This is a genomic window from Ruegeria sp. YTSC230 (assembly GCF_059609665.1).
The window spans coordinates 242370-268153 of sequence record NZ_JBXWMC010000005.1 but is presented as its reverse complement, the minus strand read 5'-3'; the positions used below and the strand labels follow the sequence as shown (position 1 = coordinate 268153).

21 protein-coding genes and 1 pseudogene are annotated in these 25784 nt (G+C 56.5%); 9 read left to right on the top strand and 13 right to left on the bottom strand.

Annotated features, from left to right (window positions below):
* Nucleotides 1–4: 4 nt before the first annotated feature.
* The 4 genes and pseudogenes from AC2FD9_RS12195 to AC2FD9_RS12180 form a co-directional block, all read right to left on the bottom strand.
* The gene (locus AC2FD9_RS12195) at nucleotides 5–931 is read right to left on the bottom strand and encodes a carbohydrate kinase family protein (RefSeq protein ID WP_496837084.1); all 927 of its coding nucleotides are present in this window, start codon (nucleotides 929–931) and stop codon (nucleotides 5–7) included.
* A gap of 37 nt (nucleotides 932–968) precedes the next feature.
* Complete coding sequence (locus AC2FD9_RS12190) at nucleotides 969–1949, bottom strand: glucokinase (protein ID WP_496837196.1); 981 nt, start codon at nucleotides 1947–1949, stop codon at nucleotides 969–971.
* A gap of 42 nt (nucleotides 1950–1991) precedes the next feature.
* Nucleotides 1992–3293 (bottom strand): annotated as a pseudogene (locus AC2FD9_RS12185) (GH1 family beta-glucosidase); the annotation flags it as partial.
* 3 nt (nucleotides 3294–3296) lie between these two features.
* Complete coding sequence (locus tag AC2FD9_RS12180) at nucleotides 3297–4328, bottom strand: LacI family DNA-binding transcriptional regulator (RefSeq protein ID WP_058276651.1); 1032 nt, start codon at nucleotides 4326–4328, stop codon at nucleotides 3297–3299.
* Nucleotides 4329–4544: 216 nt separating this feature from the next.
* Between AC2FD9_RS12180 and AC2FD9_RS12175 the strand changes: the two genes are divergently transcribed.
* The 9 genes from AC2FD9_RS12175 to AC2FD9_RS12135 all read left to right on the top strand — a co-directional run bounded on the left by AC2FD9_RS12175 (nucleotide 4545) and on the right by AC2FD9_RS12135 (nucleotide 15799).
* A complete protein-coding gene (locus AC2FD9_RS12175) occupies nucleotides 4545–5813 on the top strand; it encodes an ABC transporter substrate-binding protein (protein ID WP_282169574.1) in 1269 nt (422 codons plus the stop codon).
* A gap of 66 nt (nucleotides 5814–5879) precedes the next feature.
* Nucleotides 5880–6887 (top strand): carbohydrate ABC transporter permease, encoded by a 1008-nt coding sequence (locus tag AC2FD9_RS12170; protein ID WP_496837082.1) that lies wholly within the window; start codon nucleotides 5880–5882, stop codon nucleotides 6885–6887.
* A gap of 4 nt (nucleotides 6888–6891) precedes the next feature.
* Nucleotides 6892–8040 carry a carbohydrate ABC transporter permease gene (locus AC2FD9_RS12165; RefSeq protein WP_496697966.1) on the top strand — a complete coding sequence of 383 codons (1149 nt, stop codon included), beginning with the start codon at nucleotides 6892–6894 and terminating at the stop codon, nucleotides 8038–8040.
* Between the two features lie 9 nt (nucleotides 8041–8049).
* On the top strand, nucleotides 8050–9705 hold the full coding sequence (locus AC2FD9_RS12160) for an alpha-glucosidase (protein WP_496836243.1): 1656 nt from the start codon (nucleotides 8050–8052) through the stop codon (nucleotides 9703–9705).
* A 3-nt stretch (nucleotides 9706–9708) separates the two neighbouring features.
* On the top strand, nucleotides 9709–10791 hold the full coding sequence (locus AC2FD9_RS12155; RefSeq protein WP_496837079.1) for an ABC transporter ATP-binding protein: 1083 nt from the start codon (nucleotides 9709–9711) through the stop codon (nucleotides 10789–10791).
* Between the two features lie 458 nt (nucleotides 10792–11249).
* Nucleotides 11250–12374 carry an extracellular solute-binding protein gene (locus AC2FD9_RS12150; RefSeq protein ID WP_496837077.1) on the top strand — a complete coding sequence of 375 codons (1125 nt, stop codon included), beginning with the start codon at nucleotides 11250–11252 and terminating at the stop codon, nucleotides 12372–12374.
* A 118-nt stretch (nucleotides 12375–12492) separates the two neighbouring features.
* The gene (locus AC2FD9_RS12145; protein ID WP_058272004.1) at nucleotides 12493–13605 is read left to right on the top strand and encodes an ABC transporter ATP-binding protein; all 1113 of its coding nucleotides are present in this window, start codon (nucleotides 12493–12495) and stop codon (nucleotides 13603–13605) included.
* 11 nt (nucleotides 13606–13616) lie between these two features.
* Nucleotides 13617–14537 (top strand): ABC transporter permease, encoded by a 921-nt coding sequence (locus AC2FD9_RS12140; RefSeq protein WP_108859642.1) that lies wholly within the window; start codon nucleotides 13617–13619, stop codon nucleotides 14535–14537.
* The gene (locus tag AC2FD9_RS12135) at nucleotides 14534–15799 is read left to right on the top strand and encodes an ABC transporter permease subunit (protein ID WP_282151988.1); all 1266 of its coding nucleotides are present in this window, start codon (nucleotides 14534–14536) and stop codon (nucleotides 15797–15799) included. The genes AC2FD9_RS12140 and AC2FD9_RS12135 overlap by 4 nt, the downstream gene beginning before the upstream one ends.
* Before the next feature lie 37 nt (nucleotides 15800–15836).
* Here the strand turns inward: AC2FD9_RS12135 and AC2FD9_RS12130 are convergent, their stop codons facing one another.
* From AC2FD9_RS12130 to AC2FD9_RS12090, 9 genes are read right to left on the bottom strand one after another with little or no spacing between them, the layout of a single operon-like run.
* Nucleotides 15837–17753 carry a beta-galactosidase gene (locus AC2FD9_RS12130; protein WP_496837074.1) on the bottom strand — a complete coding sequence of 639 codons (1917 nt, stop codon included), beginning with the start codon at nucleotides 17751–17753 and terminating at the stop codon, nucleotides 15837–15839.
* The gene (locus AC2FD9_RS12125) at nucleotides 17750–18610 is read right to left on the bottom strand and encodes an SMP-30/gluconolactonase/LRE family protein (RefSeq protein WP_496837072.1); all 861 of its coding nucleotides are present in this window, start codon (nucleotides 18608–18610) and stop codon (nucleotides 17750–17752) included. Before AC2FD9_RS12125 ends, AC2FD9_RS12130 begins: the two co-directional genes overlap by 4 nt.
* Nucleotides 18607–19212 (bottom strand): 2-dehydro-3-deoxy-6-phosphogalactonate aldolase, encoded by a 606-nt coding sequence (locus tag AC2FD9_RS12120; RefSeq protein WP_282119356.1) that lies wholly within the window; start codon nucleotides 19210–19212, stop codon nucleotides 18607–18609. The genes AC2FD9_RS12125 and AC2FD9_RS12120 overlap by 4 nt, the downstream gene beginning before the upstream one ends.
* Nucleotides 19209–20102 carry a 2-dehydro-3-deoxygalactonokinase gene (locus AC2FD9_RS12115; protein WP_472724971.1) on the bottom strand — a complete coding sequence of 298 codons (894 nt, stop codon included), beginning with the start codon at nucleotides 20100–20102 and terminating at the stop codon, nucleotides 19209–19211. Before AC2FD9_RS12115 ends, AC2FD9_RS12120 begins: the two co-directional genes overlap by 4 nt.
* A gap of 4 nt (nucleotides 20103–20106) precedes the next feature.
* Entirely contained in the window at nucleotides 20107–20874 is a 768-nt protein-coding gene (locus AC2FD9_RS12110; RefSeq protein WP_282119358.1) for an SDR family NAD(P)-dependent oxidoreductase, read from the bottom strand.
* On the bottom strand, nucleotides 20874–22583 hold the full coding sequence (locus tag AC2FD9_RS12105; RefSeq protein WP_496837070.1) for an IlvD/Edd family dehydratase: 1710 nt from the start codon (nucleotides 22581–22583) through the stop codon (nucleotides 20874–20876). Before AC2FD9_RS12105 ends, AC2FD9_RS12110 begins: the two co-directional genes overlap by 1 nt.
* A 26-nt stretch (nucleotides 22584–22609) precedes the next feature.
* Nucleotides 22610–23950, bottom strand: coding sequence for an alpha-glucosidase/alpha-galactosidase (locus AC2FD9_RS12100; protein WP_282151995.1), 1341 nt, complete (start codon nucleotides 23948–23950; stop codon nucleotides 22610–22612).
* Between the two features lie 22 nt (nucleotides 23951–23972).
* On the bottom strand, nucleotides 23973–24821 hold the full coding sequence (locus tag AC2FD9_RS12095; protein ID WP_058271994.1) for a carbohydrate ABC transporter permease: 849 nt from the start codon (nucleotides 24819–24821) through the stop codon (nucleotides 23973–23975).
* Between the two features lies 1 nt (nucleotide 24822).
* Entirely contained in the window at nucleotides 24823–25746 is a 924-nt protein-coding gene (locus AC2FD9_RS12090) for a carbohydrate ABC transporter permease (RefSeq protein WP_058271993.1), read from the bottom strand.
* Nucleotides 25747–25784 lie beyond the last annotated feature (38 nt).

The following is a 25784-nucleotide window of genomic DNA, read 5'->3' as shown; positions in this document are numbered from 1 at the left end:
GGGGTCAAAGTTCATGCGCCCAGGGCGGGTTTGCGCCGGCGCGGGAAACGGTGATGGCGGCGACGTCTGCACCTTTGGCCAACGCCGCGCGCAAGACGTCTGGGCCTAACGTCCGGAGATTGGCCTTGGTCAATCGACCTGCACGGTCCAACTCAGCCAGAACGCCAGCGTTGAACGTGTCACCAGCACCCACCGTATCGACCACCTCGACCGCTTTGACAGGCACCGAAGTTTCGGACCCGTCCGCCAGATATCCCGACGCCCCATCACTGCCACGTGTTACGATAACTACGGAAGGTCCTGCTTGCAGGAGTAGTGGGACTTTCTCGGCCAGTGTTTCAGGCCCTGGAACGATCCAGTCCAGATCTTCGTCCGAGACTTTTACGATATCAGATTGAGCGATCATACGGTTCAATCGTGTACGATACCGTGATTGATCCTTGATAAATCCGGGTCGGATGTTTGGGTCCAACATGACTGCCCGGTCTGGTCCGTGGCGCTCCAGCAGGGCCGCGTAGGCGTCCGCACAGGGTTCACATGCAAGACTGATCCCACCAAAATACAAGGCGGATACAGTAGGCAGCTGTTTTGGCATGTCCTCAGGCATCAACATGCGCCCAGCCGAGTTTTCGTCGACAAAGCTGTAGGTGGCATGGCCGTCCACTAGCTGTACAAAGGCCAATGTCGTGGGGCGATCCGATCGGATCACATGGCTTGCTTCCACATGGCTGGCTTGCAGCGCGTCTGCCAGTTGCTGTCCGAACATATCTGTCGATAAGCCTGTCAACAGACCCGCCGGCGCGCCCAGCCGACCCAAAGCAATGGCTGTGTTGAAGACGGCACCACCGGAATGGGGTACGAAACCGCGCGACCCAGAAACGGTTGGCTCGGCGATCATGTCGATCAGGGCTTCACCGCAGCACAGAATCATGCCGTTGTCCTTTCTGTAAAAGGGTCAGGCGGTCAGTTTACCGCGCGAGCGCACTTTTACAGAAATTGTTAGCGCCAACAATGCCAAATTCATCTTGCTCGGACACATACAGGTTCATTGAACGCCGCAAGTCACTGAACCGCCCACCGGCGTTAAAGGCATCCCGGAACGCATCCTTGAACAGCCACCGGTTTTTCTCGGCGACGCCACCCACAAGGAAAACACCTCCTGTCGGCATGTAGGCGACGGCCAGATCGCCCATAATAGCCCCAAGGTGGGTTTTGAACATATGCGCAGTTTTGACCGCAATCGGGTCGGATTCCGCCAGCGCGTCCTGCAGTATATCCTTGGCGCTGCGCCTTGGAGCATCGGTCTGTCCAGCAGCCATGCTGGCGGCTTGGTACAGAATGGGAATGCCGGTGCCGCTGAGGAACATTTCCGCTTCGAGCACTAGGCTGTCATCAAAGAAGCATTCGGGCGCGATATGGCGTGCCGCTTTGAAGACTTCGACCTCATCCTCGTGGCGTGGGGACAGTCCGACATGGCCACCTTCGCCCGACGCGGTATGGTATCGCCCCTGGGAATACAGCAATGCGCCTACGCCTAGGCCAGTGCCGGGGCCCACAACCAGCCGGGTTCCGACCGGCGGTGTCTCAGCCCCTTGCAGGACCTCGACATGATCACCGGTGATTTCGGCGACCGACCAGGCGGCCGCCGTGAAGTCATTGATAACAAATGTGTGTTGCGCGCCTGTTGCCTTACCGATGTCGCTTTCGGACAAATCAAGATGTGCATTTGTCAGGCGGATTGTCCCGTCTTTTACCGGACCTGCTCCGGCCGCGACGACGGCGCGTGGGTCGGTGCCAATCTCGTCACGCAGGCTGTGGAACGCATCTAGAAGCTCTTGCAACGACCCGGTTGGGTATTTGCGAAGGTCCGTCAGTTGTCCGTTCGAGATGACACCCAGTCGTGTGTTTGTGCCACCGATGTCCGCGACAAGATTCCAGTGCTCGTGCATTGTTCCGGCAGGCTGAGCCATCGGCAGAGAAACAGGCCCACCGGACAAGGCCGATTTCAGCGCGTTGTACGAGGCTTTTGGGGTCCGTTCGAGCGTATCGAAATCTACATCAACCAACCCGAACCGCTTTTCATAGCCAAAGGACCACTCGTAGTTATCCAACAGGGACCAGATGAAATAGCCCCTGACTGGAACGCCGTCGTCCAGCGCGTTTTGAACGGCACCAAGGTGTTTGTTGAGGTAATCAATGCGGTCGTCATCTTGCTTGCGTTCCGGGCTCGCCATGCCGTTTTCGGTGACATAAATCGGCAAGTCGCCGGTATAATCGCGCACCGTACGGGTCAGAAAGCGCGTCAGGGCATCGGGTTCAATCTCCCACCCCATCTGGGTTTTGGGCAGCGGGCCGGGTACTTCTTCCAGGCTTGGCCATGCGGTATCGGCAGGCGCGATCAGTTTGCGGGTATAGTAGTTCAGACCGCACCAATCGACGGGTGCACCAATGGTGTCAAAGTCGTCTTGCCAGCCGGATGGAAGATGAGGTTCCAACCCGTCCAGAACATTTTGCGGATAGGCTTTTTTGAACACACCACCTAGGAAAAAACGGTTGTAAATCCCGTCATAAAGGTCAGCCGCCTTGCCCGCAGCGGGGCTGTCATCGGCAGGTTCGGCCCATTCCAGATTGAACACAGCGCCCAGGTTGGACATGCCGAGGCCACGCATCGCCTCGATGGCGCGGCCATGAGCCAGCAGAACATGGTGCATCGCGCGAGCCGTGGCGCGGATGTCGCGCATTCCAGGCGCGTGATGTCCTTCAAAATGGCTCAGCCAACTGACACACCATGGCTCATTGATTGGGGCGACGCTGTACATACGGTCGCCGATGCGGCCCATGATGACCTCAGTGAAATCGGCAAACCAGCTTGCGATATCCCGGTTACGCCAGCCGCCCAGATCAGCAAGCGGAGAAGGCAATTCCCAATGATAAAGGGTCGCACAGGGCCGAATGCCGCGTTCCAACAAGGCGTCGGCAAGTCGGTCGTAATAATCCAGACCCGCCTGATTAACGGGACCACGTCCTTCAGGCAAAACGCGCGCCCAGCTTGTCGAGAACCGGTAGCAATCAAAACCCGCGTCCCGCACCAGATCGAAATCCTGTGGAAAACGGTTCAGGTGATCACAGGCCAGATCTCCATTCTCGTTTCGCACCACGTTTCCGGGTGAGGCCGCAAAGCTATCCCAATGGGTTTTCCCCGCGCCACCCTGTGCGTGGCCTTCTATTTGATAAGCAGAGGTTGCGACACCAAAGAGAAAATCTTTGGGGAAGTCCGAGCGAGTGTATTTCATTTTTCAGAACCTGTTTGGGGCGGGGCCGGTTGAGCCGCCAACTACCAGTTCGGCCTCCAGCAATCTAGTTTTCACCGGGTCTTCCGGAGATTTAATGCGTTCGATCAGCATTTCAGCCGCCATTTCTCCGGCCCTACGTACAGACGATCGTGTAGCGGTGAAAATCGGTACGTCCTGACCGTTCTTCAGATAGGAAAGATCGTCGTCATGGGCGATGACCGAGACATCCTTGCCCATCTTCAACCCCGCTTCGTTGAGTGCACGGCGCACACCGATCGCGGAAATCATAGAGGCTGTCAGGATGGCCGTAGGGGGGTCATCCAGGCGAAGCATATCGCGGGTTTCATGGTGACCATAAACCTCGGTCATCTCGGCGCTGCGCATCAATTCCGGGTCGGGGGACAGACCTGCCTCATGCAGGGCTTCAAGATATCCGTCGCGGCGACGTTGAGCGAAATCCATATCCTCAAGCCCGTTGATCAGGGCAATGCGACGATGCCCAAGGTCGATCAGAAACCGGGTGGCGCGCAGGAACGAGCTTTTGTTGTTCACGTCGATCCAGTCATAGGGCACGTCCACCCCGGTTGATCTGCCATGAACGATAAAGGGCACGCCCATTCTGGTTAGGACCTCGATCCGGTGTTCGTTGACCTTGGGGCCTTGCAATACAATACCATCGACCGCGCCACGCTGGAAAAGACTGCGATAGGCTTCCTCGATCGAGGTGTCATCTGCATTGGTGAACATCATGTCATATCCATGATCCGAATACTTGCGTGCAGCACCGGCGACAAAATCACCAAAAATCGGGTTCACCATTTCATGCTGGGATGAGGAGGGAATCACGTGCCCAATCACCATCGAGCGCCCTGTTGCCAACCCCTTGGCCCGGCTGTTCGGCCAATAGCCATGCTTGGCAGCGGCGGCTTGAACGCGCAGGCGCGTATCCTCGTTCACCTCGGGGTAACCATTCAGCGCGCGGCTGACAGTGGTTTGAGATAAACCAAGGATTTCTGAGAGCTGCTTTAGATTCATCTTCGCCTCAAAGCGCCTTCAAATTTGATCATTTTCAGATTTGCGGGCGCTTCCCACCCGACTGCCACATCTTGCTGACACTGCCCTGAATATTAATAATATAGGCAACAGTAAACAGATTATTGACAAAAATTGAATGTTAGCGGATAAAGTGCACTATCCAAAGCGCTTTGAAAATGAGTCTCAAAGGCGCGAGCAAAGTTGGGAGGAAACTTCATGAAACACTCGCTTTATGCAGGCGCGGCCACGTTCGCCCTGATGGCGGGCGCGGCGTATGCCGACAAGGTCACCGTGTTCGGTCCGTGGCTGGGGCCTGATCAGGAAAATGTCGAAAAGGTTTTGGACGGCTTTGCCGCAGCGACCGGGCATGAGTACAGCTATGTCGGCTCGGACAGCTTTGAGCAGCAGATCAGAATTGATGCCGAAGCCGGATCGGCGCCCAACGTAGCGGTGTTTCCCCAACCCGGTCTGGCATCAGATATGGCCAAGGCGGGATTCCTGACGCCCCTGAGTGAAGGAACTGCGGATTGGATTCGCGACAACTATGCGGCCGGTCAGTCGTGGGTGGATCTGGGAACCTATCAGGGCCCGGACGGGCAGGACCATCTGTATGGGTTTTTCTACAAGGTCGACGTGAAATCGCTGGTTTGGTTTGTGCCGGAGAACTTCGAAGACGCCGGCTATGAAATCCCGGCCACGATGGAGGAGCTGAAGGCGCTGACCGATCAGATCGTTGCAGATGGCGAAACGCCTTGGTGCATCGGGCTGGGGTCCGGCGGAGCCACCGGTTGGCCAGCGACTGACTGGGTTGAAGACATGATGCTGCGCACGTTGCCGCCCGAAGACTATGACGCCTGGGTCGCCAACGAATTGAAATTTAACGATCCTAAGGTTGTCGCCGCGATTGAAGAATTCGGAGCGTTTGCGCGCAACGATGATTACGTGGCCGGCGGAGCCGGTGCGGTTGCAACAACTGACTTCCGCGACAGCCCGAAGGGTATGTTCAGCTCGCCTCCGCAGTGTTACATGCACCGTCAGGCCTCGTTCATTCCCGCCTTCTTCCCCGAAGGTACGGTTGTGGGCGAGGATGCTGACTTCTTCTACTTCCCGGCCTATGAAGGCAAAGACCTCGGCAGCCCGGTCCTTGGGGCCGGCACAGTTTGGGCCATTACCAATGACAGCCCGGGCGCGCATGCGCTGATGAAATACCTGGAAACGCCGGAGGCGCATGAAGCCTGGATGGCTCTGACCGGGTTCCTGACGCCGCACAAAGGCGTCGATACCTCGGTCTTCTCAGACCCAACGCTGAAGAAGATGAATGACATTCTTCTGGGGGCCACCACCTTCCGGTTTGACGGTTCCGACCTGATGCCGGGCGGCGTGGGTGCAGGCACCTTCTGGACTGGAATGGTCGACTATACGGGCGGAACACCTGCCCAGGACGTCGCCGACGAAATCCAGTCCTCGTGGGACGCGCTGGACTAAAGCGTCTGAGATTGGGCAACCCGCTCTGTCAGGTTGCCCGAACCTATCGTCGCAAGGGAGAGCGGCATGCACCCGGCATTTCAAGGCCTGCTGACCATCGCCATCGGTGTGTCAGGTTGCGTGGGCTATTTCTATCTATCCAATCAGTTTCTGGACAGAGTTCTTTTCCCGCCTCGAGGGCCAAATGCTGGCCGCAATATCAACCGCGCGAACATGATCCGGCCTTGGTTGTTTCTGTTCCCGGCGCTGGCTGCTTTGGGCTTGTATCTGGCCTATCCGGTTGTCGAAACCCTGCGGCTGTCACTGACTGATCGTGTCCCGGGCGGCGGCTACAAATGGGTCGGGCTGGACAACTATATCCAGATGGCCAAGGAGCCCAAGTTTTGGGAAGCGATGCGCAACAACATGTTCTGGCTGATCATTGTGCCTGCAATGTCGACGGCCTTTGGCCTGTTGGTGGCACAGCTGACTGACCGCATTCGTTGGGGCAATCTCGCCAAGTCGCTGATCTTTATGCCAATGGCGATCTCGTTCGTGGGGGCATCGGTTATCTGGAAGTTGGTCTATGACACTCGTCCGGCTGAGCAAGACCAGATTGGCATGCTCAATGCGCTCTATATTTTCTTTGACGGGACCGAGCCGCAGACTTGGTTGACGATACCGTTCTGGAACAGCTTTTTGCTGATGGTTGTCCTCATCTGGATCCAAACCGGTTTTGCCATGGTTATCCTATCGGCCGCCCTGCGCGGAATCCCCGAGGAAACGATTGAGGCCGCAATTCTGGATGGGGCTAATCCGTTTCAGATATTTTTCCGGATCAAAGTGCCGCAGATCAAAACCACTATCCTTGTCGTCTGGACCACGATTACGATCACCGTCCTCAAGGTCTTTGACATCGTTTTTGCAATGACCAATGGCCAGTGGGAAACGCAGGTCTTGGCCAACTACATGTATGACAAGCTGTTCCGCGCCAACGACTGGGGCGTCGGGTCGGCTTCGGCCATGGTGATCATGCTCTTAGTGGCTCCAATCCTTGTCTGGAATGTGCGCAACGCGCGGAAAGAGATGGAGTAGGGTCATGAGCGATATTGCAGGAACCAAACCCGCCCTTCGCTGGGTCGTCCATGCCTCGGTCCTCTTTTTGGTGGTGCTGTGGGTTGTGCCAACTCTGGGTCTTTTGATCTCGTCTTTTCGGACAGCGGATCAAATCGCAACCAGCGGCTGGTGGCGGTCGCTGTTTCCGTCCGAGCAGAACCTGACACTGCGCAGCGCTGCCCCGGATACCCAGGTACTCGAAAACGGGCTGTACGTGATCGAAGGCAATCTGTTTGACGAAGGGACGAAGGCGACAATCTCAAAATGGGGGATCAGCTCTCGCGCGATTGATGCCTTTGCCCCCGGCGAAACAGCTGAGCTGCGAAAGGGCGGCACAATCACCGTAGATGCCGCAGGGAATTACCGCATGGAGAACCCGGACGAGTTCACCGGCAGCCGCGGATCGCGTGTTTTTGTAACTGCAGAATTGCCGCCTGAGTTTACCTTAGACAATTATCACAAGGTTCTTCTGGCAGAAGACAGCACCGACAGTATGGGACGCGCATTTTTCAACACGTTGACCGTGACGATACCGGCAACGATCATTCCGATTCTCGTGGCGGCTTTTGCAGCCTACGCGCTGGCTTGGATGGATTTCCCCGGGCGCGCTTTGATTATTGCGGCTGTCGTTGGCCTGTTGGTTGTCCCGCTGCAACTGGCCCTGATCCCGTTGCTGAAATTCCACCTAAATATCGGGATTGGCAAAGGATATCTGGGGGTTTGGATGGCACACACCGGGTTCGGGTTGCCGCTGGCGATTTATCTTTTGCGTAACTACATGGCGGGTCTGCCCCGCGATCTGATCGAAAACGCGCGGGTCGATGGCGCGACCGAGTTTCAGATCTTTACCAAGTTGATCTTGCCGCTCAGCTTTCCAGCGTTGGCGTCTTTTGCGATCTTCCAGTTTCTCTGGACGTGGAATGACTTGCTGGTCGCCAAGGTGTTCCTGATCGACGCATCCGGACAGACCACTGTCATGACCAACCGCATCGTTGAGCTTTTAGGCACGCGCGGTGGGAATTGGGAAATCCTTGCCACAGCGGCCTTTGTTTCGATCATCGTCCCGCTGATTGTTTTCTTCGCAATGCAAAAATATCTGGTCCGCGGTCTGTTGGCCGGGTCCGTCAAGTAGAGGCGTCTGATGAACGTGCAGAACACCGTAGAACTACATAAAGCAACCAAAGCGTCCGCCGATTGGTGGCGGGGCGGAGTGATATACCAGATCTATCCGCGCAGCTTTCAAGACAGCAACGGCGATGGTATCGGAGACCTCAGGGGTATCACCCAAAGGCTTGGTTACATCGCTTCGCTTGGCGTCGATGCCATCTGGATCTCGCCATTCTTCAAATCGCCGATGAAGGACTTTGGATACGATGTCAGCGACTACCGTGATGTTGATCCGATGTTTGGCAGCATGGAGGACTTTAAGTATCTCCTGGATCAGGCGCATTCAGTTGGGCTGAAGGTGATGATCGACCTCGTGTTGTCGCACACGTCGGATCAGCACCTATGGTTCAAGGAGAGCCGATCCAATCGCGAAAATGCCAAGTCCGATTGGTATGTTTGGGCTGATCCCAAGCCCGACGGCACGCCGCCAAACAACTGGCTGTCGATTTTTGGTGGGTCCGCATGGCAGTGGGATTCCCGACGCCTGCAATATTATCTGCACAACTTTCTGACGTCGCAGCCGGATCTGAACTTCCATTGCCCGGACGTGCAGGATGCATTGCTGGATGTTGCACGGTTCTGGCTGGACTTGGGCGTTGATGGTTTCCGTCTGGACACGATCAACTTCTATTTCCACGACAAACAACTGCGCGACAACCCTGGCCTGCCGATGGATCAGCGCAATGCCTCGATCGCGCCGATGGTGAACCCCTATAACCATCAGGATCACCTTCATTCCAAAAGCCAGCCGGAAAACATCGCCTTCCTCGAGCGGTTGCGTGCACTAACGGACGAATACGAAGGCCGCGCTTGTTTGGGCGAGGTTGGCGACGCGCAGCGCGGTCTTGAGATCATGGGCGAGTACACCAGCGGCGATAAACGCATGCATATGTGTTATGCTTTTGAGTTTCTCGAAAAACGCGCTTTAACCGCCGCGTACGCCAAGCAGGTGTTTGATCAGTTGGAAGAAAAGGCTGGCGATGCATGGCCTTGCTGGGCGTTCTCGAACCACGATGTTCAGCGCCACGCGACACGGTGGGCGCTGGACGATGCGGCCATCCGTCAGCACGCGGTGCTGATGATGTGCCTGCGTGGGTCAGCGTGCTTGTATCAAGGAGAAGAGCTTGGTCTGCCCGAGGCGGACGTACCGTTTGAACATCTGCAGGACCCTTACGGTATAGAATTCTGGCCGGAGTTCAAGGGCCGTGATGGCTGTCGCACTCCGATGGTTTGGGCTGCGCAGGACGAACAGTCCGGGTTCAGTACTGGAGCCCCCTGGTTGCCAGTCAGCCAAACGCAGGCCGAGCGTGCAGTAGACAGATTAGAGCAAGACCCAAACTCCATGCTGCAACATTATCGCCGTGCCATTGCGCTACGCCACGCGCATTCCGCATTGATGTCAGGCCAACAGCGCGAGATGGCGCAGTCTGGACCGATCCTTGCCTTCCTGCGTGAGGACAATGTCCAACAGATATTCTGCGCATTCAATCTTGGATCTGACAGCGCGGAAATCACACTGCCCGACGGTAACTGGCAGGCAATCGGGCAAGAGTTGGGCGGCGTCGAAGGGGCGGGGACAATCACCCTCGACGCGGCTCAATTCTGTTTGATGATGCGCGAAAAGGAGTAAGCCATGTCGGAACTCAATCTCACGGATGTGGCAAAGACCTATGGCAACGTCGATGTGCTCAAAAACATCAACTTGGACATCGAACGCGGTGAACTGATCGTTTTTGTCGGGCCCTCTGGCTGTGGAAAATCTACGTTGCTGCGCATGATTGCGGGATTAGAGAAGATTTCGGGCGGAACGCTTGAGATCGAAGGTCAGGTGATGAACGATGTACCGCCCGCGCAAAGGGGCATTGCGATGGTTTTCCAAAGCTATGCCCTGTATCCGCACATGACGGTGCGCGAGAATATGGCTTTTGCATTGAAGATCGCCAAAATGCCATCGGACGAGGTCGACGCAGCAGTTGACCGCGCAGCTCGTATCCTACAGTTGGAACCGTTTCTGGACCGACTTCCTAAGGCCCTTTCCGGTGGTCAGCGGCAACGGGTTGCAATCGGCCGGGCGATCGTGCGCGACCCAAAAGTTTATCTGTTTGATGAGCCTCTTTCCAATCTTGATGCGGCGCTGCGCGTCGCGACCCGCATCGAAATCGCACGCCTGAAAGAGGCGATGCCGGACAGCACGATGGTCTACGTCACCCACGATCAGGTCGAGGCGATGACATTGGCCACCCGGATTGTCGTCCTTGCCAACAAGGGGATCGCGCAGGTCGGCACCCCTCTCGAACTGTATGAAACGCCTGACAATGAGTTTGTCGCGCAATTTATTGGCTCACCTGCAATGAACCTTTTGCCGGGGGTCATCACGCAGACTGGTGAGCGCACCGTCGTAAAACTGGATGGTGGTGGGACCGCGGTGACCAGCATCCCAACCGATGCAGCTGACGAGGGTAAACAGGTAAATATCGGAGTGCGCCCCGAAGACTTTCATCCCGTTGAAAGCAATCCGATTATGGAAGGGATTGTGGACTTTACCGAAGCCCTTGGCGAGGTCACGCTGTTGTATTTTGCGGCAAAAGACGGGGAGGACGCCACAATCGCAAAACTGCCGGGCGTCCAAAAAAACATGCGGGGCCAAACGGTTGCCGTTTCAGCAGATCCGGGCAAGGTTCACCTTTTTCACCAGGGCCTGTCTATGAGAAAATAACTGTAACCCAAACCTGATGGATCGACGGTTGCGATGCAGCACGCGAATGCCCCTTTTCATACTGCTGGGAATGTTGTCTGCGCCCCACTGCAGCAAGTCCCGGGATCTGTTTGCGTTGCCAAAAGCATGCTGTTTACGATTGTTTTTGGCGTGATTTCTTTCGGCCTGGCATAACAGAACCCGCTTTTCCCCTATTTGATTGCGGCCCAAAATCTGGTCCCGAGCCGGACGGGCAGCTGTGTCAATTTCTTAAGAAACGTTGCAGAAATAGGCTACTTCGGTCTCAATATGTGACTGCGGTCATAGGGGGTAACTAGCCATATTTGCTAGATTAAATCCCATTCTGGACATGCGAAATTGCCAATCCGTCACTTTTGGCCTGACAATGCCCCCGCAAAGTTCTAGCGTGGCAACCATAATAACAAAACAACACAGTCCAATAACGGGAGAACTAAAATATGGCTGAACGGAAAACCGTTTCCAGACGCTCGGTCCTGAAAGGCGCGGGCGCAGCAGCACTGGCAGCACCGCTTTACAGCAAAAGCGCGCTGGCATCTTCGGGTGAAATCAACATTTTGATGTGGTCGGACTATCTGCCGCCCGCATTCCTGCAAGAGTTTGAAACTCTGACCGGAATCAAGGTGAACTATACCGGTATCGGTTCGAACGAAGAAATCATCAACAAGATGAAGGCCACCAAAGGCCAAGGCTTTGACATCGTATCGCCGACGAACAACCGCTCGCTGCAGTGGGGGCCGCTGGAATTGTTGCAGCCCTTCGACATGAACAAGGTTCCGATTGATCTGGTGAACCCTGCGATGGCGCAGATCGGCACCGACGCCTGGAACTTTGGTGACAGCGGAGTGCACTGGCTGCCGCATATCTGGGGTACAGAAGGTATTGCCTACCGCACCGACCTGTGGCTGCCCGAAGGAGACGCCCCGTCCTATGGGGACGTCTGGTCCGAAGCAAACGCAGGCAAGACCATGGGCCGCGCGCATTCGATGATGCTGGGTGCGGGTCTGTATATGGAAGCCTCTGGTGAGATGGAGCCTGGCTCTGTCTGGGCCGCGTACGGCGACGAAGACACCATGCGCAAGGTCTGGGGTCAGATCACCGACTGGTGCGTCGAGCGGAAGAACCGGATCAAGCTGATCTGGAACGACGCTGACACCCAGAAAAACGGCCTGTTGAACGAAGGCGTTATTGTCGGCCAGACTTGGGATGGTCCGCCGCTGGCGCTGAAATCAGCTGGTGAGCCGGTGCACTATCAGGCTCCGGTCGAAGGTGCGATGGCATGGGTCGACGGTTTGTCGATGCCGACCGGTGCGCAGAACATCGACCAGGTTTATGCCTTCATCGATTTTGCCTATCAGGGCAAGCCTGCTGGTGTCGCCATCGATAGCCACGGCTACAACTCGCCAGTTCTGGGTGCCGACCAATATGCGGGCGACACTTACAAGAAGAACTTCGCCGAGGCCTATCCGGGCGACTCGCTGGCAAACCTGAACCCATGGCCTGCTGAGGCTCCGTGGTATGCCGAAACTCGGACCGAGTTCGTCAACAAGTTCAAAAGCGCCTGATTGCTTTGACAAGGTGCCCTCCGCCACTGTGCGGAGGGCTATCAACCCGCATGCCACAACGGCGTGACGGACGCTATTTCGGTGCGGTCACGGACCGTACCTGACGGAGATACCAAAAATGAGTGCAGGGGTCGGTGTAGATCTTGAGAACCTGTGGATCCGTTTCGGTGATTTTGTTGCTGTGAGGGATGCAAACGTGAACATCAACGGGGGCGATTTCTTTTCGTTTCTCGGTCCCTCGGGGTGTGGCAAAACAACGATCCTGCGGGCCGTTTCGGGCTTTCTGGAACCAAGCGAAGGCAAAGTTCTGATCGGCGGCAAGGATATGCGGGGCATTGGCCCGAACAAACGCCCGACCGCCCTTATTTTTCAGAACCTCGCGTTGTTCCCGCTGATGAAAGTGTGGGAAAATATCACCTTCTCATTGGAGATCAGCGGCGCAAGCGCAAAAGAGCGCCGAAAGCGTGCCGATGAGTTGCTGGACATGATCGCTCTGCCCGACCAGGGTGACAAGTTGCCAAGCGAGTTGTCCGGTGGTCAGCGCCAACGGGTTGCCATCGCGCGCGCGCTATGTGCAGAACCGGATGTACTGTTGCTGGATGAACCGTTGTCCGCGCTGGACCTCAAACTGCGCCAGCATATGCGCACCGAGCTGCGAGAGATTCAAAAGCGCGTCGGCATCACCTTCATCTATATCACCCACGACCAGGGCGAAGCCCTGACCATGTCAGACAATATCGCTGTCATGCGGGCTGGTGTGATCGATCAAATCGCTGATGGCAAGACCATTTATAATGATCCCAACACTGCATTCGCGGCCTCTTTCGTAGGTGAAAACAACGTATTCCGCGGCAAAATTAAACAGATTATGGGGAACGAAGCGCTGATTTCAACGAACCGGTCTGGTGAATTGGTTGCACGCATCTCGACCGCCAACCAAGGAAAGCTGGCAGTGGGTGATGACGCCATGATGTTCATTCGCCCCGAGGCTTTTGCGATCGCCTCCGATGGTGCGTCAGGCGATCACTTTGTCACCGCGCGGGTGAACCACGAAGAATTCGAAGGTAACGTCTTCAACATCTTTACCGAAGGTGACGGCGGAAAAGAGATCAAGGTGTCCTTGCCAAACCTCGGCCAATCCTTCGATGACCACACAGGCCAAAACATCACGTTGGAATATGAGACCCGCAATGCGGTTCTGGTTCCGGCGGGTGAATTGGCCGCGGAATAAGGGGGCCGACTATGCCAGGCTTCCTGAAAGAATTCTTTAACCGAAACGGCATTGGCATGGGCGCCGCAATATTGGGTCTTGTCCTGTTCTGGACCATTGGCCTGATCATTCTGCCCCAGCTGTCGATGCTGGATTTCTCCTTCCGTCCGAATCTGCCACCGCCCGAGATTGGCGGGCCTAAGGACGTCTATACGCTGGAGAACTACAAGTACCTGATCTATGGCCCCGAAGGTGGTAGTCAGTCCTATAATGCAGTCGACCTGAGGGTCTTTTTTCGCACACTGCTGGCCGCAGTCTGTGTGACGGTCTTCAACCTGATCCTCTGCTATCCGATTGCCTATTATCTGGGCCAGTCCAAGGGCAACCACATTCGCATCTTCGCGATCATGCTGATCATCCCATACTGGATCAACGAGATTTTACGTGCCTTTGCCCTGCGGATCATCTTTGGTGAGACCGGTGTTCTGAATACCCTGTTCGTGGGGCTGGGCATCTGGGATACGCCGTTTGACTTTATTCGCAACGACATCGCGCTCTATGCCGGTCTGGGTTACGCTTACATCCTGCTGATGATCTTCCCGATGTACAACGTGATCGAAAGTCTGGACAAAAACCAGATCGAGGCTGCGCGCGATCTAGGTGCGCCATGGTGGCGGATCCACTGGCGTGTGGTCATTCCTTACGCCAAACCGGGCATCAGCTCGGGCTGTACCATGGTGTTCATGCTGAGTGCCGGTGCGCTGGCCGCGCCGCAAATCCTAGGCGGACCGTCCAGCCTGTGGTTCACGCAGCTGATCTACCAGCAATTCAATGACAACAATGACTGGCCGCAGGGTGCCGCCTACGCCATCGTTCTTCTGGTGACCTGTATCCTGTTCGTGCTGGCGATGATGCGCCTGTTCAAGGTGAACATGGGGGATATCGGGAAATGAATAATTCCTTCCTTCGTGTAAGCATCTGGGTCTATCTGGTCATCTTCTTCCTGTACCTGCTGGGCCCGCTGGTAATCATGTCGGTCACGGCCTTCAATTCGTCGGCCTTCCCGCGCATGACGCCGTGGGAGTGTCTGACCTTCCAGTGGTTCGGCGAGCTGTTTCAGGATCAGCGTATCCTGAACGGCATCAAGAACTCGCTGATCATTGGCGCCGGAACGGTTATTCTGTCGGTGGCGATGGGTCTGGCCGGTGCGTTGATGCTGACCCAGATCTGGCCTAAGTTACGGGCGACCTACTATACGATCATCATCGCTCCGATCCTGATCCCGGGTGTTGTTCTGGGCATCTCGACTTTGGTGTTCTGGGATCGGATCAACCGGATGCTGGGACTGGGTGCAGATAGTTTCCTGTCCAACGGTATCTTTCTGACGGTGATCGGCCAATCCACCTTTATCGCAAGCTATTGCATGTTGGTTCTGGTGGCGCGCCTGCAGCGTTACGATGTGGCATTGACCGAAGCGGCGCTGGACCTTGGTGCAACGCATGCTCAGGCTTTCCGCAAGATCCTGTTGCCCTTCATGCGTCCTGCGATCGCGTCGGCTGCAGTGCTGGCGTTCCTCGCTTCGTTCGAGAACTACAACACGACCACTTTCACCTTTGGTGAATACCCGACGCTGACGATCGAACTGGCCCAAAAGGTGCGCTACGGCATTACGCCCGCCATTTCGGCTCTGGCCTTCATCATCGTGGCGTTGACAGTGTTCTTTGCCTTGTTGAACGAAGCCAAGCTGAAGCGTCAGGAACTGGTGGCCGCAGCCCGCAAGAGCGCCACAGTTGAGGAGCTGGCCGGCAAGATTAAGCTGCCCAGCTTCTTTGCTGGCAACATGGCGGCTGTCCTGCTGGTTGTGTTTGCGGTTGCGACGATCACTGTCGTTGGCACCGCAACGGCCTACAACCCCGGCCAATGCATCGCCAATGTGAAAGAGCAGAAACGCCTGGAAGCGGAACAACGCATTCAAGAGCTGCGCAAGCAGCGCGAAGAACAGCGTAAGAAGCGCGAGGCCGAAGAAGCCGAACAAGGTGGTGCGCAGCAATCCACACCGAAACCATCCAACAACAGTGGTTTTGGCAATGTCTTCGCGCCGAATACTCTTGGTGGGGACGCCGAGGAGGAGAGTTCAGATACTGAAACTCCGCCTTCAAACAACGGTGGCTTTGGGGGCGTGTTCGACCCCAACAGCCTGCAGACTGACCAGTAGGTTTTGAAGCTAAATCCAAAACGAGCGCCCGGAGAGGTTATTCCTCTTCGGGCACTTCTTTCTGCGTGACAGCAATGTCACAGGCGTCAACGACGTCACCGTTCCATGCGACCGGTTGCGCATTGTAGTTTATTAGGAAAACATGCGTGGCCGTCTCGCGACGGCGAAACCCTTTGGGCATCGGATATAGGGTAACCTCGGTTTTGCGCGCGGCCATTTCAACGACCCGGTCCCACAATGTGTCATCCGGGAAACCTGCCAGATACCAAAGACAGTTTTCACCCAAAAGCGCAGGGGTGCCATCTGCAAATGTCAGCAAATTGGAGGCAGCCCCTGAAACCCTGTCGATCCAATGTTGCGCCGTGCCGCCGCCTTCAACGCCACGGCGGATGTTAGGCGGCAGTGTCTCGACCAAATCGACGTCGCATTTCAGACCGTTCAGACCGGGTCGTGCCCGAGGAATCTGGAAATCATGTGTGATCGCCCCGCTTCGTGGACCCAGGATGAGCAGATCACTGGCCTCCACCAATTGACGCTCCAAATTGTCGCTCACGGTGGCTATCCCCGGAGCAAGGATGAACTTGTAGCCAACACGCGGAATGTTGGTTGAGGACACGAAGTCCACAGACAAGCCCGCCCGCCGCAAGGCGCGATACGCCGAGAAAACCAGACGAAAATAGTCAAATCCCGCGCCCTGAGGCTGTGTCGACCAAGCCCAATCCGAGGCATAGTCGAACAGGATGGCCACCTGGGCCCGTGTTTGCACAACGTTGCCTATTTCTGACAACGCGTCCGAAGTCTGCTTTGCCTCGATCAGGGCCGGGGCAGGGCGGTTGTTGGGTGTCAGCAACCCCGCATGCATTTGTTCTTGTGCAAACGGGGCCTGCCGCCAGCGGAAATAGCTGACGACCTCTGCCCCGTGCGCCACTGCTTCAAGTGACCAAAGCTTAACCATTCCGGGTAGTGGCGCCGGATTGTATGGTGCCCAATTCACCGGGCCGGGTTGCTGCTCCATCACCCACCAACGCCCACGCCCGACCGCGCGATACAGGTCATGATGAAAAGCCTGCATGTCCGGGTCGCCCTGCTGAAAAAAGGCGGTTTTGTGCGTTTCATCCGCTTCAAGCCGGTCAGAGAGGAAGCCGATTGGATAGCTGTCCCATGTGGCGATATCCAGATCTTCGCCAACCTTGAAATGGTCGAAATCCAGCACTCGGCCCATATAGTTGTGCAACAAAGGCGCATCGGTCAAAGCGCGCAGTACATCTGCCTGGGCTTTGTTATACGCAACGACCTGATCCGAACTGAAACGCCGGAACGCCAGAACATGCGCCGGGTTGGGTTCGGTCACAGTCAGATTGGGCAGATCAATCTGGTCGAAATCGCGATACTCCATCGCCCAGAATATGTTGCCCCATGCCTCGTTTAGTGCGTCAATGCTGCCGTATTGATCCTTTAGCCAATGCCGAAAGGCATGCAGAGCGGCGAGGCCGTAGCTAACTGTCGTATCGTGGCAGCCATATTCATTGTCGATTTGCCAGGCCGCAATATGCGGGTTTCGTCCGTAGCGCTCGCCCATGATCCGAGCGATGCGAACGGATTCCTGGACATAACCAGGATGGCTAAAACAATAATGCCTGCGTGAGCCGAATTTTCGTGTATTCCCCTGCGCATCCACTGCCAGCATGTCTGGATGTTTCTCAAGCATCCACCGCGGAGGCGTCGCAGTGGGCGTCCCCAGCACAATCTTGAGCCCAGCCGCCCCAAGCGTTTCGATTGCACGGTCCAGCCAACCCAACTGCAGTTCGCCTGGAGCGGGCTCCATTCGGCTCCAGGCAAACTCACCGATCCGGACCCAGCTTATGCCAGTTTCAACCATTCGAGTCGCGTCTTCGGCCCACATGGCCTCGGGCCAATGTTCTGGGTAATAGCAAACACCAAGTTCTGGTTTCATAGAAGGACTCTGTGTTCTGCCTGGCCTGTACCCGCGTCCAATGCGCCAAAGGTCATGCCATTGGTTGGTTGTGTTTCAACAGTGTCTGCGTCCAACCCCTGACGGGCAGTGGTGCAAAACAGCGTTGTCAGATCGTCGCCGCCAAAGGCGGGACAAGATGTATGTGCGGCCTGAAACGAAACGGCATGCCGAAACCGCCCGTTCGGGTCATAGCAAGCGACACGGTTTGCCCCCCATTGGGCGATCCAGATATTTCCTTCTGCGTCGACCACAGCGCCATCGGGAAAAAGGTCATCAGCGCGCAAGTCGAGAAACACCGTGCTATTGCCTTCTGGCCATCCCGTCTCAGGCTCCAGCGAACAGCGCCTGACCTGTTGTGTGACTGTATCGGTGTAATAGACGCAGGACCTGTCTGAGGAAAAACAGATCGCGTTGGAGATTGTGACCTCGGGCACAAGCAGGCGTAGTTCGCCCTGCCAGTACCGATAGATCGCGCCCGCCTCTTGTTCGGCGTTTTTTCCCATCGTCCCGATCCAGAACCCGCCCCACGGGTCTGCACGCCCGTCATTGGAGCGGGTGACCGGGTTGTCCGCCTCTAGCGAGACGATCAGGTCTTTTTGACCACTGTTCAAACCAAACCGCCACAGGCCGGTTTCTGAGGCCATCACGATTGTATCCCGGTCCACCCAACCTGCCGCTGAGACATGTTCCGAAAACTGCCAGCTGTGTTGCTCAACCCCGCTCTGCGTCATCAAACGTTTGTTGATGATGTCGAACCAGAACAGTTGCTTGCGTTCAGGATGCCACAGGGGTCCTTCGCCAAGCTCACAAGGGCGATCATCAAAAACAAAGGTCATCCAGCCGCCTCGTCATAGGCAGCGACGATCCGCTCGGCCTGACCGGCAATTTCCGCGACGGACATCCCCGGTTTGAACAGGGCCGATCCGATGCCAAACCCGTCTGCCCCAGCCTTGATCCATTCGGCGAAGTTCTCAGGTCCAGCGCCACCAACGGCATAGACCAAAGTACCCGATGGCAATACAGGTCGCAGTGCGGCCAAACCACTTGGTCCGGCGGTGACACCCGGGAACAATTTCAATCCCGTCGCGCCAGCCTTAAGCGCAGCAAACGCCTCGGTCGGGGTATAGACGCCCGGCCAGCTTTGCATGTTAAGCGCGACAGAACGCACAATGACCTCGGCGTCATAATTTGGGGAAACGATCAGCTTTCCGCCAACTTGCGAAACGGCCTCTACCTGCTCGGGGGTCAGAACCGTACCAGCGCCGATCAATGCTTGATCGCCGAATGAGCTGGCCAACGATTCAATGCTGTTCAGCGGGTCAGGCGAATTCAACGGCACCTCGATCTTGTCGATACCAGATTCGATCAGAGCATGGCCTACATTGACGGCTTCTGCCGGTTGCAAGCCACGCAAAATGGCGATGATGGGGCGGCTCATGCGGTTTGCCTCGTTAGTTTGCGGGCCTGTGCCAGACCTGCCAATGTGCATTGAGTTGCGTTAGCTGTGTCCACGAAAGCGCCCTGCAGTTGCAGCGCACGTGCGTAGATTTGGGACATCCCTTCAGCGCCGATGATTGCCAGCTGCTGCCCCAACCAGTAGGGGCGTGTTGCGCCCAACTCGGCCCCGATCAAAAGCCCGGATAACTTGGCTCGGGCTGTCCCCTTGTCCTGATTGTGCAACAAATCCGCCGCTCGCAGTCCGAACAGGCGCGCGGCCAATTGTTCGGGTTTGGACAACGCGTCTGCCGTAGCTTCTGCGAAGGCGTCGGCGTCCCAGCCGTCACCGACCGAATGCTTGAGCACTGATTGCTCGGAGAGCAGTTCAAACATCTCACCTGTCATGAACGTTCGAAAGCTCACGACTTCTCCTGCGCTGATCTGAACCCATTTTGAATGCGTCCCGGGCAGGCAGATAACCCCGTCCCAGTTCGGGCGGGTTGCCAGAAAGCCAGATATTTGAGTTTCCTCACCGCGCATAACGTCTGGCGGTGCGTTCTGTTTGAGACCAGGCACCACAAATGCGCGTATCCGCGCATCGGTTCCCGGTACACGTATAGGTGCATCCGGCAGCGGCGCTGACGGGACGGCCGAGTAGGGTGCTTCGACCCAACCTTGCCGCGCACCGACCATACCGCAAGCCACAACGTCGACAGGTTCAGGACCCAGCCAGTCGGCGATCAGGTCAAGCAAGGCAGATTGAAACGCATCTCTGCTCAGCCGGGCCATTCCCCGATCAGACTGGGATTGCGCCAGTACGGTGTCGCCCTGCAAGGCCCAGGCCCGCAGTTGGGATGTTCCCCAGTCGACGGCTATCCACTCTGCATTCATGGCCTTACCCCGTTACTACAACGCCGCCATCGACGGCCATGCACTGTCCGGTCATCGCGCGGCTGGCATCCGAGGCCAGGAACAATGTCGGTGCGATCATGTCTTCGGGCGTCAGGTGTTCTTTCAGGCACTGGCGCTCCAAATGCGCTGCCAGGTCATCCGGTGTGGCCCACATATCAAGTTGCTTTTGCGTCAAAACCCACCCGGGAGCCAGCGCATTGATACGAATTTTTTGCGGCCCCAATTCGCGTGCCAAAGAACGCGTCATCCCGGTAATCCCGGCATTCGACGTCGTATAGATAGGGTACCCCGCATTCCCCATCATGTAGCTGATCGAGCTGAAGTTGACGATTGAACCCCCTTTGCCAGTCATTTGGCGCGCAGCCTCCTGACAGGCGAAGTAGTAGGCCTTGAGGTTCACCTCAATCATCCAGTCCCAGAACTCGGCGGTGGTTTCCTCAAGCGAGTGACGCTTGTCGTTAGCGGCGTTGTTGACCAACACATCCAAAGGTCCATGTGCCTCGGCAGCCTTTTGCATAGTGGCGTGCAGCAATTCGGTATCCGTCATGTCGCCTTGCATAAACAGCGGCGCGCGGCCATGTTTGTCTCGCATTTCCTCAACGAATGCGCTGGCGTCCGAGCGGCCGATAAAGGCAACGTTTGCGCCCTGGGCCAAAAAACCGTCTGTCAGTGCGGCCCCTACACCAGAGCCGCCGCCGGTAATATAGACCGAGGCGCCGTTTAGATCGTGAAAAGTGGCTGGATGGTCCATCAGTGGCTCTCTCTGGTCACAAGGCGGGTGTCTTTGCCGACGAGGAAGTCTAGGTCCGCGCCCTGATCGGCTTGCAGCACGTGGTCGACATAGAGTTTCGCATAACCGCGCGTGTAGTGCGGATCATCCGGTTGCCACGCGGCGCGGCGGGTTTCCAGCTCCTCAGCGGCGACAAGCAGCTCCAATTCCCCGTTGCTGGCAGAAACCCGGATACGGTCCCCGGTTTTGACGAGTGCCAGCGTACCGCCTGCCTGTGCCTCGGGGCTGACATGCAGGATGACGGTGCCATAGGCGGTGCCGGACATGCGGGCGTCGGATATGCGGATCATGTCGCGGACGCCTTCCTTCACCAGTTTGGCCGGGATCGGCATGTTGCCGACCTCGGGCATGCCGGGATAGCCCTTTGGGCCGCAACCCTTCAGGACCAGAATGGTTTCAGACGTTACTGGCAGATCATCCCGGTCAATATTTGCTTTCAAGTCTTCGATGCTCTCAAAAACGTAGGCCTCGGCTTCTGTTTCCAGTAGCGCATCCGTCGCGGCCGAGGGTTTCACAATGGCCCCGTTGGGCGCGAGGTTCCCGCGCAGCACGCGCAATCCCGCGGCGGGTTTCACCGGATCGTCGAAGGGGCGGATGACGTCGGGGTTAAAGCACTCAGCCCCTTCGAAATGGGCCGAGATATCTTTGTTCAGCACGGTTTTTGCGGGGCGCAGGAAGGGTTTCAACTCGTTCAGAACCACCGGCACACCGCCCGCGTAGCAGAAATCCTCCATCAGGTATTTCCCTGAGGGCATGCAGTTCACCAGCAGCGGGATTTCCGACCCGATTTCAAAGTCTTTCAGCGTCAGGTCTACGCCCGCGCGGCCCGCCAGCGCGAGTAAATGCACCACTGCATTGGTCGAGCCGCCAACGGCTGCGTTGGCCAGAATGGCATTTTCAAAGGCCTCTTTGGTCAGGATGTCCGAAGGTTTAAGGTCTTCATCGACCATCTCGACAATCCGTTTTCCGGTCAGGTGCGCCAGCGCCATCCGGCGGGCATCAACTGCGGGTAGGGCGGCGTTGGTCGGGAGGGACATGCCCATCGCTTCGACCAGCGACGCCATGGTCGAGGCGGTGCCCATGGTCATGCAGACCCCGGCGCTGCGTGACATACCGGATTCGGCGTTCATGAAGTCCTTCAGTGTCATCTCACCAGCGCGTACAGCTTCTGAGAATTTCCAAACATCCGTGCCCGAACCAATGTCTTTTCCCTGGTACTTCCCGTTCAACATCGGGCCAGAGCTGACCACGATAGAGGGCAGATCTACCGAAGCGGCCCCCATCAGCTGCCCCGGCGTGGTCTTATCGCAACCACCCAAAAGGACTACGCCGTCGATGCCATAGGCGCGAATAGATTCCTCGACATCCATCGCCAGCAGGTTGCGGAACAGCATGGCAGTTGGCTTCATCTGGGTTTCACCCAGTGACATCACCGGGAATTCGACCGGAAATCCTCCGGCCTCCCACACGCCACGTTTGACGCCTTCTGCCAGATCACGCAGGCCCGAGTTGCAGGGCGTGAGTTCCGACCAGGTGTTGCAGATACCGATGATCGGGCGACCATCGAACGCGTGATCAGGAAAGCCTTGGTTCTTCATCCAAGATCTGTGGATAAAGCCATCCTTGTCCAGCTTGCCATACCAATGCTGAGAGCGGCGTTTTTTTGTCATTGTTTTTCAGCCTTCTAAAATTGGGATCAGGCCGCCTTGGCGGGTTTGCACCAATCTGGCAACCAATCGGCATGTGCCACCAACAGGTCACTAACCAAGCTGCGGATCTGACGCAGGTCCAGTTCAGCGGCCGTATGCGGGTCCATCATAGCGGCGTGGTAAATGTATTCTGGGTTCTGCTCAACCAATGCCCGCACAGTCAGTTCCTGCACGTTGATCTGGCTGCGCATCAGCGCGATCAGCTGGGGCGGAATATCTGTTACGACCGAAGGTTGGACACCGTTAGTGTCGACAAGGCAAGGTGTTTCGACAGCCGCGCCAAGGGGGAGTTGAGGGATCTGTCCAGTATTGGGCAGGTTCCCATACGCCACGTAGGGCGTATCAGTCACGATCGCATTCATCAGGTCAGCGGCGAACTCATGGCTTCGGATCACTTCAATATCACGCCCGTCAGTCAGGGTCTTTGCCTGTTCTTTCCAACTGGCGATCTGTTCCTCGCAACGGGTTGGGTATTCATCCAGAGGGATGCTGAACTGCTCAATCAGGTCCTGGCGGCCATCTTTGATGAACCATGGAACGTATTCCGCCAAGTGTTCTGAACTTTCCGTGCAGAAATAGCCCAGATGTTCCATCACTTCATACCGCACCTTGTTGGGGCAACGTGGCATCAAAAGCGGTGGTTTGGGAATTTGCCCGCCGGCATACCCTTGCCGCAATGCCGGGTAGAGGTCGCGCCCGTCATGCTCTAGCCGCAGGAAAAAGGCCACGTGGTTCACGCCTGCCACCTTGTAGCGGAACTCGTCCTTGGGCAGGTCCAGATCGTGAGCAAGTTCTTCAACGGTGTTTTGGACAGAGTGACACAGGCCGACATGTTTCAGCGCCGGGAAACGTTCTGCCAGCGCCCATGTGTTGATCGCCATCGGGTTCACGTATTGCAGCAGCGTTGCGTTTGGGCAGAGCTGCATCATGTCTTGTGCAACGTCCCACAACACAGGAACCGTGCGCAGGCCTCGCATGATGCCGCCGACGCCCAGGGTGTCAGCGATGGTCTGGCGCAGGCCGTATTGTTTGGGGATCTCGAAATCCGTCACCGTGCAGGGTTTGTAGCCGCCGACCTGGAAGGCGGTGATGACGAAATCGGCGCCTTCAAGCGCGGCGCGCCGGTCGGTATGCTTTGAGACAGATGCCCCTGTTCCGACAGAGCGGATCATCGCCCTGGCGACGGCCTCGCTTTCGGCAAGGCGCACGGGATCGATGTCCATCAGCGCAAAATGGCTGTCGGCCAGTGCAGGTGTCAGCAGGGCGTCGCCCACGATATTCTGCATGAAGATCGTGGAGCCTGCCCCGATAAAGGTGATCTTGGTCATGTGGCAAACCTTTGGTTTGACGTTATTTTACGGCACCGAGGGTCAAACCCGCGATGAAGTGTTTCTGCATGAGGAAGAACATGGCCACCGGCGGCAGAGCCGCGACGATGGAACCGGCACTCATTAGTTGATAGGCCGCCCGAAATTGGGCGTTAAAACTGGTTATACCTGCTGTCACGGGTTGGCTTTCCGCACCCTGTGTCAGGACAACAGCCCAGAAGTAGTCGTTCCAGATGAAGGTGAAAATCAACACACTGAGGGCCGCGATCGCCGGTTTCATCAGCGGTAGGACCACGTACCAGAAAATGCGCCATTCACTGATGCCTTCAACGCGAGCCGCCTCGATCAGTTCGAAGGGCAGGGCGCGGATAAAGTTGCGCATGAACAACGTGCAAAAGCCTGTTTGGAAAGCAATGTGGAACAAGACGAGGCCGGTTTTGGTGTTGTAGAGACCCAACTCCAACGTCAGGTCGCGCACCGGAACCATTAGAATCTGGAACGGGACGAAGTTGCCCGCAACAAACATGAAAAAGATCCAGATGTTTGAGCGGAATTTATAGATCCCCAGTGCAAACCCGGTCATGCAACTAAGCGCAACGGCACCGATCACTGTTGGAATGGTGATCATGAACGAGTTAAGCAAATAGCGTGGCATGTCCGAGTTGAAGAATACCTGCCCATAGTTGTAGGCACCCTCAAAGCTGGACGGCATCCCCCAGTAGTTTGCGTTGGTAAAGTCGGCTGCCGGCTTGACCGAGAACAGCGCTACCGCCAACAGGGGGCCGAGCCACAGCAGCAGTGCCAGGGGCAGCATCGCCTGGTAGGTGATCTGAGCCCCGCGGGGTTGTTTTTCGATGGGTTTGGGAAACATCTTAATGCCCCCTTTCTTCGCGGTACATCGACCACAGGAAATAGGCGATGAAGCACAGCATGATCAGGAACAGGATCACCGCGATGGCGGCGCCATATCCCATGCGGAAGCCGTATTCTGACAGCGCGACTTCGAACATGTAATAGGCAAGCACACGGGACGAACCGAACGGGCCACCCTGGGTCATGATCGAGATCAAGTCGAATGACCGAAGCGCGCCGATGATGGTGACAACGAAAGCAATGAAGGTGGCTGGGCGTAGTTGAGGCAGGATGATGTGCCACAGCATCCGCCCGCCTTTTGCACCGTCCAGACGTCCGGCCTCGATCTGTTCAGGATCCACAGCGTTCAGGCCAGTGAGATACAGGATCATGCAATAAGCTGTTTGCGGCCAGAGACCGGCAAAGATGATGCCGTAGGTGACGAAACGCTCATCCCCCAGAACATTCAGCGGGCCGAAGCCGAAGAATCCCAGGAATTCGTTCAACAGGCCGAAAGTCGGATCATAGAACCACGTAAAAACGAGTCCGACGACGACCTGAGAGATGACAAAGGGGAAGAAAAACAGCGACTTATAGAGCCGAATGCCCCAGACGGTTTGATTCAGGAACAGAGCAATGAACAGACCAGCTGGGATTGCCAGCAGGTACATGATCAACCAGATCAGGTTGTTCTTCAGCGATATGTAAAACGCGTCGCGATCGGCCAATTCCCAATACAGGTCTTCGTAGTTTCGAAAACCCACATATTCCGCTGCGCCAAGCCCATCCCATTCGTACAAGGACAAGTTGAACGATTGGAACACTGGAATGATCACATAGACCATGAAGAACAGCAGACCCGGGGCCAAAAATAGCCACGGCGCTATGCGCTGTTGATTTCTGTGGAACCAGCTTTCTTGTTCAGGGACATCGACGGCTGACATGCGCTCACTCGGTTTTGGATCAAAGGAGTAAGCCGGGT